Source organism: uncultured Psychrosphaera sp. (genome assembly GCF_947500655.1).
GTDB lineage: Bacteria > Pseudomonadota > Gammaproteobacteria > Enterobacterales > Alteromonadaceae > Psychrosphaera.
The window spans coordinates 103,830-116,785 of record NZ_CANMSK010000004.1; the positions used below are offsets into that span (position 1 = coordinate 103,830).

Below are 12,956 nucleotides of genomic sequence, written 5' to 3' on the forward strand. Positions count from 1 at the left end.
GTAAATATATGTATTTAATTAGTGTTTATTAATAATAACTATTATTGCAATTTGCTTGCCCAAATCTTGATAAACAAGCAAAAAAAAACCTGCAATTTTGCAGGTTTTTTTAATTAACTATAAAAGTTAAACACTGTAGTACATTTCGAACTCAACTGGGTGAGTTGTCATGTTCAATTTCTCTACGTCTTGAGCTTTAAGAGCAATATATGCATCGATAGTATCATCGTTAAATACACCACCAGCTTTCAAGAATTCACGGTCATCACTTAATGCCGCTAATGCTTCTTCTAGAGAAGATGCAACTTGAGGAATTAATGCAGCTTCTTCCGCAGGAAGGTCGTATAAATCTTTATCCATTGCATCACCAGGGTGAATTTTGTTTTTGATCCCGTCTAGGCCAGCCATTAACATAGCTGTGTAAGCTAGGTATGGGTTACCACTTGGGTCAGGGAAACGTACTTCAATACGACGTGCTTTTGGCGACGGTACTACTGGAATACGGATAGACGCTGAACGGTTACGTGCAGAGTAAGCAAGCATTACTGGTGCTTCAAAACCAGGTACTAAACGTTTGTACGAGTTAGTAGAAGCATTTGCGAAAGCGTTAATCGCTTTAGCATGTTTGATAATACCACCTATGTAATAAAGTGCAGTTTCAGAAAGACCGCCGTATTTATCACCAGAGAATATGTTTTCGCCATTCTTAACTAGAGATTGGTGAACGTGCATACCAGAACCATTATCACCAACTAAAGGCTTAGGCATGAATGTCGCTGTTTTGCCATATAAGTGAGCCATGTTGTGAACAACATATTTATATATTTGAGTTTCATCTGCTTTATTAACAAGCGTGTTAAAACGACAAGCGATTTCGTTTTGACCAGCTGTAGCAACTTCATGGTGATGAGCTTCAACAACTAGGCCCATTTCTTCCATTACTAAACAAGTAGCTGAGCGCCAGTCATTTGAAGAATCTACTGGAGAAACTGGGAAGTAACCGCCTTTAACGCCAGGACGGTGACCCATATTTCCGCCTTCATACTCTTTATCAGAGTTCCAAGCAGCTTCAACAGAATCTACAGAGTACATAGAACCGCTCATGTCTGATTTGTATTTCACATCATCAAACAAGAAGAACTCTGGCTCTGGACCAATTAATACTTCATCAGCAAAACCTTCAGCACGCATGTATGCTTCAGCGCGTTTTGCAACAGAACGTGGATCACGTTCGTAACCTTGCATAGTGCCAGGTTCTAATACGTCACAACGAACGTTTAGCGTTGTTTCTTCTGAGAACGGGTCCAATATAACAGATTCAGAATCAGGCATTAATACCATGTCAGATTCGTTAATTCCTTTCCAGCCAGCAATTGATGAACCATCAAACATTTTTCCGTCTTCGAAGAAGTCTTCGTCTACTTGGTGTGATGGAATTGTAACGTGCTGCTCTTTACCTTTTGTATCAGTAAAACGTAAGTCGATAAATTTAACTTCGCTTTCCTTGATCAGGTCTAAAACTGTTTGAGACATTGTTTTCTCCAGAAATTGATTTTTAGTTTTTTGCCATTTTTTGAAATGGCTTCTTTTTAATATTATTTATTAGCTAAACATGTGAGCTAAATATATGCCAACATTAAATAGTGTTTCAATACAAAGGGTTACCTTTATATTTATAGTATACATACCGCTATTTGCACCAAAATAAACTTAAGGGCGCACCACGATAGAACAAGGTTGATTGGTGCTAGATTTTACAATAAAGTAAAACCCTATAAATCCTTAATAACCTTATCTTATTCTTTATTATCTATCCAATCTAATTGTCCAATTAGTTTTCTACGTTTAACGATCAAATTCTCTATCAGGGGAGTAAGAATAAGCTCTAGCGCCAAAGCCATTTTTCCACCAGGAACAACAAATGTATTAATTCTGGACATAAAAGAGCCATCAATCATTTGTAATAAATACGGAAAATCGACATTGGGAATGTCACGAAAACGAATAACAACAAAACTTTCATCCAATGAAGGAATATCTTTTGCACTAAAAGGGTTAGACGTATCAACCGTTGGAACTCGTTGAAAGTTTATATGTGTACGAGAAAATTGAGGTGTTATATGAGTAATATAATCATCCATACTACGCACTATGCTGCTCATAACGGCTTCACGGCTATGACCACGTTGATTGGTATCTCGGATGATTTTTTGAATCCACTCCAAGTTAACAATTGGTACCATGCCAATCAGTAAGTCTACATATTGAGCTACGTTATGTTCATCCGTTACCGCACCGCCATGTAAACCTTCATAAAACAGACAATCAGTATTGGGTCTTAGTTCTTGCCAAGGAGTAAATGTACCTGGCATTTGATTATATGGTACAGCCTCATCAAAAGAGTGAAGGTATTTACGTACGTTACCTGAACCATTTTCTGAATAGCTTTTAAACAGGGATTCCAGCGCACCAAAGTCATTTGCTCTAGAGCCAAAATAAGAGATATGTTTACCCTGCTCTTGAGCTTTACGTATTTCCATATCCATTTCAGCACGTGCATATCTGTGAAAACTATCACCTTCTAATATTGCAGAGTCAACATTCAAATTACGGAATATATGTGTAATAGCGCTAGTTGTGGTGGTAGTTCCGGCTCCAGATGAACCAGTAACTGCAATAATGGGGTGTTTAACTGACATAACTTAGTTTCTTATTTTTAATGACATTGTTTTAAAGCCAATAGTGAAAAGGTGATAAAACCTTATTCATTAATCTAATCGGACTAATAAAGCGTGTTGTTATAACTAGTATCGCTAATTTTCAATTAAATAAACACTAAATACTTGAATTCAAATCCGTTAACTAAACAACATAGCGCTATATTTACAAACTTGTATATAATTATTGGCTATTCCATAATTTACTTTACGCCTAAAATACAGGATCGACAATGACTGAACTTAATTGGTTAATATACTGCTTAATAATTGCTGCTTTATTACCTTATATTGCAAAAATGCCTTTAGCCAGCGCAATGAAGCAACAAGGTGAAGGTAAGCTATCAGGTTACGATAATGAATTACCCCGAGAGCAGCAAAAGAAGCTAACAGGATTTGGCGCACGTTGCCTAGCAGCACATGAGAATTCATTCGAAGCACTTATCTTATTTTCAATCTCGGTACTATTAGTTATAGCTACCGGGCACGTTGATAGCTTTAGCGTTATATTGTCTATATTATTTATCGTCTGTCGTATCGCCTATTTAGTTTTTTATTGGATTAATTGGGATAAGTTACGCAGTACTGTATGGTTCATTGGAATAATTTCGAATATAGCCATGATGATCCATTGTTTATAATAAGGAAAATAACATTCATATGTTTAAAACATCTATTTTTTGTCTTTTAGTTTTACTCACCATTTCTTTTAATGTTATTGCGATAGATGAAACTGAATCTATTAGACAGCGATCTCAAGACAAGCCTAACTTTACCAATATAGCCATTGATTTATCAGGTAAAAAAGGGAATTCAGAAACTGAGAATATAGCTTTAGGCGTGTATCACTCACAGCGATTTGATAAACACTTCGGTTATGTAATGGCCACCAGAGAGTATTCAAACAGTAATGGACAAAAAAGTGCCGACAATGCTTTTCTGCATGTAAGGTATAACTATTATTTCGCGCCCAAAAATTCAGTAGAAGTGTATGCGCAAACTAATGTTGATGATTTTCGCTCGTTAGAATCGCGAGAATTATTTGGACTAGGTTACCGTTACGAAGTCACCCGTCATTCAGCTTATGGTATTGGGGTATTCAATGAACATGAAAATTATTTAGTTGAGGATGAACATCTCATCTTTAACCAAGAACGTATTAATTTATATTGGGTGCATGCTCAAAAATTAAGTCCCCATGCAACTTTTACCAACACCTTATATTACCAACCTAATATTGCAGAGTTTAGTGACTGGCGTGCATTTAATAAATTCTCAATCAGCTCAAGATTAACTAAGCACATATCGATGAGTTTTAGCTTACTTGTTGAGCACGACAGTCAACCCGTACTTAATGTTGAAGCAACAGACGTCAGCTATGAAGCTGGCTTTGAGATAGACTTTTAACTATGCCTTATTTACTAGCTATTACTGTATTATGGGCATTTTCATTTAGTTTAATTGGAGTTTATTTAGCCGGGCAAGTGGACCCTTGGTTTTCCGTTTTTATTCGTATCATATTGGCCACTCTAGTATTTTTGCCGTTTATGCGATTTAACAATATAAGCAATCCTCTACGTCTAAAGTTAATGGCCATTGGCGCTGTGCAGCTAGGATTAATGTATGTGTTTTATTACCACTCGTTTCTTTATTTAACTGTACCTGAAGTCTTATTGTTTACCATTTTAACACCTGTTTATATCACCTTATTAAATGACTTACTCGACCGTAGTTTCAACGGTAAATTTTTAATCTCCGCGTTAATAGCCGTTGCCGGCGCACTTGCTATTCGCTTTGAAAATATAACATCAGATTTTATAATCGGCTTACTGTTAGTCCAAGGCGCAAACTTATGTTTTGCTATTGGACAAGTAACTTACAAACGATTAATACATAAAATGGTCGACGTAAAGCAACATGAAATATTCGGCTGGTTTTTTGTCGGAGCCGCCATTGTGGCAACATTAACTTATGCTTTATTTGGCGATCCTGAAAAACTCCCAACGACAACAACTCAATGGTCAGTTTTAATTTATCTTGGCTTTATTGCCTCTGGTATTGGTTATTTTATTTGGAATAAAGGGGCTACGTTAGTGGATGTTGGTTCATTAGCGGTCATGAACAATTTGTTAGTTCCAACCGGTATTCTGGTGAATGTACTTATTTGGAATAAAGATGCAGATTTACTGCGTTTAATGTTAGGTGGTGGGATCATTCTTTTAGCATTACTGTTCAATAATAGGTTTAGGTATAGCAGTAACACTTAACTGAGGATCAAACCGACAGAAATAAAAAAAGGATGAACTCAGTTCATCCTTTTTTATTTAAGTCTCGTGAGACTAACGTTGAAAGTCTACTCTTAACTTTTTTGTTCACGTTCAATTGCACGGTAAGCAATATCAGTACGGAACTCAACACCCGTCCATTTTATTTGATTAACAGCTTCATAAGCGGTTTTCTGTGCTTCTGTTACAGTATCGCCCATCGCTGTTGCGCATAAAACACGTCCACCAGCTGTAACAACATTTCCATCTACTAACTTAGTGCCAGCATGGAAAGTTTTAGACGATTCAGTCGCCGCAGGAATACCTGTGATGATATCGCCTTTATTGTAACTTGCCGGATATCCACCAGCGGCTAATACAACACCAACCGCAGGTCTTGAGTCAAAACTAATAGTAGAAGTATCTAGTTTTCCAGCACAAGCTTCTAAACATAACTGCACAATATCAGACTGTAAACGCAACATAATAGGCTGTGTTTCAGGGTCGCCAAAGCGACAGTTATATTCAATAACTTTAGGCGTGCCATCGGTATCTATCATCAAACCTGCGTATAAAAACCCTTTATAAGAATTTCCTTCAGCGGCCATGCCATTTACCGTTGGGTAAATAACTTCATCCATAATACGTTGATGAATTTCTGGAGTAACTACCGCAGCTGGAGAATACGCGCCCATGCCGCCAGTATTTGGACCTTCATCATTATTGTAAGCACGTTTATGATCTTGGCTTGTTGCCATGGCTAATACATTTTTACCATCAACCATTACAATGAAACTAGCTTCTTCACCAGTTAAAAACTCTTCAATAACCACACGAGATCCAGCTTCACCAAAAGCATTGCCCGCTAACATATCTTCAATAGCGTCAATCGCTTCTTGATTTGTCATTGCAACAATAACGCCTTTGCCAGCAGCTAAACCATCAGCCTTTACTACAATTGGCGCGCCCATTCTTTCAACATAAGCAATCGCTTTATCAATTTCAGTAAATGTTTGGTAAGAACCTGTTGGAATTTTATGACGAGCTAAAAAGTCTTTAGTAAATGACTTTGAACCTTCAAGTTGTGCAGCCCCTTTGCTTGGGCCAAAAATAGTTAAACCAAGAGATTCAAATGTATCAACCACCCCTTCAACCAAAGGCATTTCTGGGCCAACAATGGTTAAACCTATGTCATTCGCTTGAGCAAATTTTGCTAAACCATCAATATCTTCTGCCGCAATATCTACATTTTGTAATTTTGCTTCATGGGCTGTGCCTGCATTTCCAGGAGCTACAAAAACAGTTTCAACATTAGCGCTTTGCGCTGCTTTCCATGCCAATGCATGTTCACGACCGCCGCCACCAATAACAAGTACTTTCATGTTTGATCTCACGTATTAATTAAATAAAGGATGGGATAAATTTGGCGGCGATATTACCACAGCAAACACCAACATTTAAACAGCAATGACTAAATAACAATGGTTAATATTCGCTATAGATTTTTCTGATTAATAAATTACAAGCTCTGGCTCAACACCTTCAAAACCCGTCATTACTTCTCCCACATTAGCGTTTATAAATGTTGGGTCGGCAATGGTATATCTAACGTCATTGATCAAAAATGAGCTACCGGTTGATTTTGATTTTAATGCAACTGCAGTGGCTACATGACCATCATACTGAAGGCCAACCACTTTATTACCCATTAAATGAGTTACCAAATAGGCGTAAAGAACCGATCTGTCTTCGCAATCAGCATAAGGATAATGCAAAGTTTCCCCAGCAAATAAGTAGTTTTCGTAATTAAATTGCTGTTGGTCTGTCTGATATTGCAAACTCGTTTGCACAAAATGTAATAAGAAGTTAGCCGCTTCCAGCTCCGATAAACCAGCAATGTCTTGTTTAAGCTGACTTAACAAACTCACCTTTGTTTGCTCTGGTAACTCGGCTTGGAAATAGTATTGCATTGAAACTTGCGGATAAAAGTTTAAAAAATCAATATAACTAGAATTATAAGGTGCAGTCACCGACACTGATTGTTTACCTACCTTAGTCGTTAACACACGAGTTTTATCGCTTTTACCTTGTAAAGGCGCAACTCTCATATCAATTTTCACCGCTTTTTTGGCCGACGAATATTGTTGTTCATAAGTGTAAACACTGCCTATATTTATTGGACGTGTTTTAGCAAAATCAACAAAGTAATACTTTTGCTCATCAAAGGTAAAAAACTTTTGTGCAAACAAAGTTTGTGCAGTATTGAGTAATAAATATATTTCATTTTTATCAAATGCCACTCGCGCATCAAAACCTTGTTTTACTAAATAAAACCACATGAGTAACTGGCGTTCGTTTTGAGTTAACCCAGCCAAAGATATTAAATATTTGTGAGTTAATAACGCATTACCCCAATCGTCTAGTTTTAAGTCATGGCTTGCTTGTTCAATAGCGGTTACTGCAGGTTTGTAATCTGAACCTGCCATTGCTAGCCATAACTCCGCAATACCCGAGCTACTCAGTTTATTTATGCTCAACTTAGGTAAGGTCACTTTTGGCATAAATAAAGTTTGACCTAATAAAGATACTTCGATGCTTTTACCGCTATCTTCAGCAACATAATAAAAAGGCGGTTTGACTTTAGTACCCGGCACCTTATCTTTAGGTAAAAGGACTTCTGGTATTTCAGGCTCAACATCCGGAAGTTCAATATCCGGTAAGACTATTTCAACAGGAGTGTTATCAATTATAGGTTTGGGTTGTTTTTCTGGAGTTTGTTGCGGTTTTGGCTGGTTATCTCTTTTTTCACCCGCTATTACGTCCGTTTCTACCCAACGTGTTTTTAAAAAAGAGGCGAAATCTTTATCGTATTTTTCAACAAAATTTGAGACTTCTTTATTATGTTTTTTCTTCCACTGCTCAAATTCAGTATTATCTATATTTTTGGCAAATGACTGCGCTATAGCTAAAAATGTAAAGGTTAAACTCAAAATGCTAATTGTTAATAATTTAATTTTCATTATCACTCGCCACAAAATATTTTATTAAAAGTGCTTCGACTCTACTGCCTTTATATACTAGATTAGACATTTATATAATGGTTAACCTTAAAAAGTTTCTTAAATTGATCTAAAACCACAGAGAGCAAAAATATGTTAAAAATCTTACTTTCACTGATCCTTGCTTATGCCCTACTGCAATATGTATTTAAAGTTGATTTAAATCGCATGGCCGCACCTTATTTTGAACCTGTAACTGAGCTGTTCAGTGATAATGATTTTGACATGGAAGATTTAAGCCAAGATTTATTTAACGGTGATATGTCTGAGTTATTAGATAAAGTAAATTTAGAGCAACTGCAGGATATGTTAGATCAGCAAGATCTTGAGTCTTTACTTGAAGATAAAAACTTAACCGCAGAAGACGCTCAAGCTAAAATTGAAGAAATGAAACAGATGTTGCAAGAGAAACTTGAAGAATTACAAGAACAATAATAAATAGCACAGGCTTATCACAGATATTTTATGTTAAACTGTCCGACTATTTTTGAACCATAAACTTATATAGTAGTGAGTTATGAAAGGTAATTTATTTGTTGTTTCCTCGCCAAGTGGCGCAGGAAAGTCAAGTCTGATCAGTGCACTGTTAGCTAAACATGATGATATGAAAGTATCCGTTTCCCATACAACTCGTGCACCAAGACCCGGTGAAGTTGACGGTGAACATTATCACTTTATTGACGTTGACACGTTTAAAAGACTGATCAAAGAAGATGAGTTCTATGAATGGGCTGAAGTTTTTGGCAATTATTACGGTACCTCTAAGTCTGCTATTAATAATCAGTTAGACCAAGGTATAGATGTATTTTTAGACATTGACTGGCAAGGTGCGGAGCAAATGCGCGAGCTAGTGCCACATATCATTACGTTATTTATTTTACCGCCGTCAAAACAAGAACTAGAAAGCCGACTGCATAAACGCGGGCAAGATTCTAAAGAAGTTATCGCTGGCAGAATGGCGCAAGCGCAAAGTGAAATGTCACATCATGAAGAGTATGACTTTGTTATGATCAATGACGATTTTGAGAAAACATTAAGTGATTTAGAGCGGGTTGTACTGTCGCATCGTTTAAAAACAAAAAATCAAAAAAGTAAATTTGCCGACTTAATAAACGAACTGTTGGCGAATTGATTCGCTTAGTGTAATATTACGCCCCTTAAATTTTAATTTATTCAATTTTGTTGTTTCAAATAAATAACAAGATTTCACCACTAACGTGGTTTATGTAACTGGAGATAGTAAATGGCTCGCGTAACTGTAGAAGACGCTGTTAGTAAAGTAGGAAATCGTTTCGATTTAATTTTAGTTGCGGCTCGTCGTGCGCGCCAATTAGCTACTCAAGGCAAAGAGCCTTTAGTTGATGCTGGTTTAGATAAGCCAACTGTAACAGCATTACGTGAAATTGAAGCTGGTTTAATTACTACTGACGTAATGGACGTACAAGATAACGAAGCTGAGACAGTTCGTGAAGCTGAAGAAATGGCAGCCGTTGCTGCAATCGTAACAAACGAATAATTCAGTAAGAAAAATATACTAGCCAACGCAGCTCTGCGTTGGCTTTCTTTTTTTAAAAATCGTATAGTCTATTCAATCCCTATTTTCTTCTCATTCTAATTCGAGTTTTTGTGTATTTATTTGAAGGTTTAAAGCAGCAAATTTGTAGTTACTTGCCAGAAGAGCAAGTGGCCATAATCCAACGTGCCTATATAGTTGCTCGTGATGCTCACGATGGTCAAATGCGCTCAAGTGGAGATCCCTACATAACGCATCCTGTTGCGGTAACTGTGTTACTGGCAAACATGCGTTTAGATCATGAAACTTTAGCCGCTGCATTAATGCATGATGTGATTGAAGATACCCCAGTTACTAAACAAGATTTAGCCGATGAGTTTGGCGAAACAATTGCCGACTTAGTAGAAGGTGTATCCAAATTAGATAAACTTAAATTTAAAGATAAAAAAGAATTTAAGGCAGAGAACTTTCAAAAAATGGTTATGGCAATGACTCAAGACATACGAGTCATTTTAATTAAGCTTGCAGACCGCACTCACAATATGCGCACATTGGGTGCACTTCGTCCTGATAAAAAACGTCGCATTGCCAGAGAAACATTAGAAATATATGCACCAATAGCCAATCGCCTTGGTATGCATGAGTTTAAAAACGAATTAGAAAATTTAGGTTTTGAAGCACTTTATCCAATGCGTTCACGTGCCTTAGGTAATGCGGTTAAACAAGCTCGTGGTAATCGTAAAGAAATAATTCAAAATATTCAGTCGGAAATAGAAACTCGGCTAATCGAAGTTGGTATTCCTGGTAGCGTTGAAGGTAGAGAAAAACATTTATTTAGTATCTATCAAAAAATGCTTAATAAAGAATTGATGTTCAACGAGGTTATGGACATTTATGCATTTAGAGTCATTGTTGACGATATCGACACTTGTTATCGCATGATTGGTGTTATGCATAGTTTGTATAAACCTATTGAGACTCGTTTTAAAGATTATATTGCCATACCTAAAACTAATGGTTATCAATCGTTACATACCTCTTTAATTGGCCCTCACGGAATTCCAATTGAAATCCAAATAAGAACCAATGATATGGATCAGCTAGCTGACCGTGGTATTGCTGCACATTGGGCTTACAAAGGTGCAGATACCAAAGCGGGTAATTCAGCCAGACAAAGAGCACGCCAATGGATGCAGTCATTGTTAGAACTGCAACAAAGCGCAGGTTCTTCTTTTGAATTTATCGAAAACGTAAAAACCGATATGTTCCCTGAAGAAATTTATGTATTTACTCCAGACGGTAAAATCCATGAATTACCTATGGGCGCAACACCTGTCGATTTTGCTTATACCGTACACACTGACGTTGGTAATACGTGTGTAGGCGCTAAAGTAGATAGAAAACCGCATCCATTAAGTAAAGCGTTAGACTCAGGTCAAACGGTAGAGATAATTACCTCACCAAATGTAAAACCAAATGCCAACTGGTTAAACTTTGTTGTCACAGCCAAAGCGCGGTTGGGTATTAGAAACTACCTTAAACAGCAACGTACCAATGAAGCCGTTTCCTTGGGTCAGCGATTATTAAGTTCTGCATTAGGTGAAACTAGCATAAACGACATCCCGCTAGAGGCCTTAGATAAAGTAATGACCGAACTAAACACTAAAACCTTAGACGATTTGTATCATGAAATTGGTCTGGGTAATTTAATGGGCATAGCGGTTCGTAATAAATTATTAAACAGTGGTTTAGAAAACGACAAGCAAGATCTCACACCTATAGTTGGTGCTGAAGGTATGTTAGTGACTTACAGTCAATGTTGTTATCCAATATTAGGTGACGAGATTGTAGCCCATATCTCCCAAGGTAAAGGGTTAAAAATTCATAGAGAAGATTGCCCTAATTGCCGAAACTGGGAAAAAGACACAGCTAAATATTTTAAAGTAAAATGGGATGAAACGGCAGATCGTGAATACATCGCATCACTAAAAATTGAATTAATTAATCACCAAGGCGCATTAGCTAAAGTGACAAACTTAATTGCAAAAACCAACTCCAATGTTGAACATTTAAATACAGAAGAAAAAGAATCTAATTTATACGTTATCTACGCTGATATATCAGTAAAAGACCGTATACATTTAGCACGCGTTATCAAAAAATTGAGAACGTTACCAGATGTTCAACGTATTAGTAGAAAATAAGTAGGAATATAATAATGACAAGAATTGTAATTTCAACAGAAAATGCTCCAGCAGCAATTGGTACTTATAACCAAGCAATAAAAACTGGCACAACAGTTTATTTGTCAGGCCAAATTCCTTTAATTCCAGAGACTATGGAAATTATATCAGAGGATTTTGCAGAACAAGCTGAGCAAGTATTTAAAAACCTAGCTGCGGTATGTGAAGCTGCAAATGGTTCATTAGCCAATGCAGTTAAACTAAATATATTTTTAACAGATTTAAGCAACTTTGCTACAGTTAATGAGATCATGGCGAAATACGTTGCAGAACCATATCCAGCAAGAGCTGCCGTTCAGGTTTCAGCATTGCCAAAAGGCGTGCAAATTGAAATTGACGGTATATTAGAATTATCAGACGTTTAATAAAAAATGACTCCAAAACGCTTTCAACGCATCACTGACCTGCTCGACAAACGTCAACCGGATCTAACGGTATGTATGGAGCAGGTTCATAAAACGCATAATTTATCAGCCATTATTCGTACGGCTGATGCTATTGGCATCCATAATATCCACGCTATTTATTCTACTCAAAGTCGCTGGCTCTCTAACGGACGAGCTTCCGGTAGTCAAAATTGGGTAAAGGTTGTTGAACAACCGGACACAAAAGCAGCTATTGCTGAATTTAAACAGCAAGGTATGCAGGTTTTGGCTACAAACTTATCTGACCGAGCTGTGGATTTTCGTGAAATTGATTACACAAAACCAACAGCATTAATTGTGGGACAGGAACGAGATGGTATTTCCGATGAAGCATTGGAGCTTGCCGATCATCATATTGTTGTTCCTATGTATGGCATGGTTGAGTCACTTAATGTCAGTGTAGCAAGTGCATTAATAATGTATGAAGCACAGCGCCAACGTTTAGTAGCCGGATTATATGACACACCAAGAGTGAGTGACGAAATACGCCATCAAATGTTATTTGAAGGCGGTCATCCGATTTATGCGGAATTATGTGTAAGAACCAAAAGCCCTTATCCACCATTGGATGAATTTGGTCAAATAGTCGCAGATAAAAGTTGGTATCAAGAAATTAAAGAAAAATACAACAAGCTACCCGCCGACTCAAAATCAAGACGTGTAGACTTTACTCATATCAATCAACAATTTGAATTAGAACCTAATTCAGTTGCCGATATAACTAGTTAAGATAAT

General features: G+C 37.0%; 13 protein-coding genes. 9 read left to right on the forward strand and 4 right to left on the reverse strand.

The window, feature by feature from the left end; translation table 11 throughout:
- Nucleotides 1–126 precede the first annotated feature (126 nt).
- Both glnA and Q0940_RS05225 read right to left on the reverse strand, forming a co-directional pair.
- Nucleotides 127–1,533: a glutamate--ammonia ligase gene (gene glnA / locus Q0940_RS05220; protein ID WP_299265088.1), complete on the reverse strand. Its 1,407-nt coding sequence runs from the start codon at nt 1,531–1,533 to the stop codon at nt 127–129.
- 263 nt (nt 1,534–1,796) lie between these two features.
- A complete protein-coding gene (locus tag Q0940_RS05225) occupies nt 1,797–2,699 on the reverse strand; it encodes a phosphoribulokinase (protein ID WP_299265091.1) in 903 nt (300 codons plus the stop codon).
- 251 nt (nt 2,700–2,950) lie between these two features.
- Here Q0940_RS05225 and Q0940_RS05230 point away from each other — a divergent pair, with 251 nt between their 5' ends.
- Genes Q0940_RS05230 through Q0940_RS05240 form a run of 3 tightly spaced genes read left to right on the forward strand, consistent with a single transcriptional unit; the run spans nt 2,951 to nt 4,984 of the window.
- Nucleotides 2,951–3,358, forward strand: a complete 408-nt coding sequence (locus tag Q0940_RS05230; protein WP_299265094.1) for an MAPEG family protein — start codon at nt 2,951–2,953, stop codon at nt 3,356–3,358.
- 19 nt (nt 3,359–3,377) lie between these two features.
- Nucleotides 3,378–4,124: a DUF481 domain-containing protein gene (locus tag Q0940_RS05235; protein WP_299265096.1), complete on the forward strand. Its 747-nt coding sequence runs from the start codon at nt 3,378–3,380 to the stop codon at nt 4,122–4,124.
- Nucleotides 4,125–4,126: 2 nt separating this feature from the next.
- Nucleotides 4,127–4,984, forward strand: a complete 858-nt coding sequence (locus Q0940_RS05240) for a carboxylate/amino acid/amine transporter (protein WP_299265099.1) — start codon at nt 4,127–4,129, stop codon at nt 4,982–4,984.
- Nucleotides 4,985–5,076: 92 nt separating this feature from the next.
- Here the strand turns inward: Q0940_RS05240 and purD are convergent, their stop codons facing one another.
- Nucleotides 5,077–6,363: a phosphoribosylamine--glycine ligase gene (gene purD / locus Q0940_RS05245; RefSeq protein ID WP_299265102.1), complete on the reverse strand. Its 1,287-nt coding sequence runs from the start codon at nt 6,361–6,363 to the stop codon at nt 5,077–5,079.
- A gap of 129 nt (nt 6,364–6,492) precedes the next feature.
- Nucleotides 6,493–8,001 (reverse strand): hypothetical protein, encoded by a 1,509-nt coding sequence (locus tag Q0940_RS05250; protein WP_299265106.1) that lies wholly within the window; start codon nt 7,999–8,001, stop codon nt 6,493–6,495.
- Nucleotides 8,002–8,133: 132 nt separating this feature from the next.
- On the opposite strand from Q0940_RS05250, the gene Q0940_RS05255 reads away from it, so the two are divergent.
- From Q0940_RS05255 to trmH, 6 genes are all read left to right on the forward strand, one after another.
- Nucleotides 8,134–8,475, forward strand: a complete 342-nt coding sequence (locus Q0940_RS05255) for a hypothetical protein (protein ID WP_299265109.1) — start codon at nt 8,134–8,136, stop codon at nt 8,473–8,475.
- An 82-nt stretch (nt 8,476–8,557) separates the two neighbouring features.
- The gene (gmk, locus tag Q0940_RS05260; RefSeq protein ID WP_299265112.1) at nt 8,558–9,172 is read left to right on the forward strand and encodes a guanylate kinase; all 615 of its coding nucleotides are present in this window, start codon (nt 8,558–8,560) and stop codon (nt 9,170–9,172) included.
- A gap of 111 nt (nt 9,173–9,283) precedes the next feature.
- Complete coding sequence (gene rpoZ, locus Q0940_RS05265; protein ID WP_299265114.1) at nt 9,284–9,556, forward strand: DNA-directed RNA polymerase subunit omega; 273 nt, start codon at nt 9,284–9,286, stop codon at nt 9,554–9,556.
- 110 nt (nt 9,557–9,666) lie between these two features.
- Nucleotides 9,667–11,757, forward strand: coding sequence for a bifunctional GTP diphosphokinase/guanosine-3',5'-bis pyrophosphate 3'-pyrophosphohydrolase (spoT, locus tag Q0940_RS05270; protein WP_299265116.1), 2,091 nt, complete (start codon nt 9,667–9,669; stop codon nt 11,755–11,757).
- A gap of 14 nt (nt 11,758–11,771) precedes the next feature.
- Entirely contained in the window at nt 11,772–12,161 is a 390-nt protein-coding gene (locus Q0940_RS05275) for a RidA family protein (protein ID WP_299265117.1), read from the forward strand.
- Nucleotides 12,162–12,167: 6 nt separating this feature from the next.
- Complete coding sequence (gene trmH / locus Q0940_RS05280; RefSeq protein ID WP_299265119.1) at nt 12,168–12,950, forward strand: tRNA (guanosine(18)-2'-O)-methyltransferase TrmH; 783 nt, start codon at nt 12,168–12,170, stop codon at nt 12,948–12,950.
- Nucleotides 12,951–12,956 lie beyond the last annotated feature (6 nt).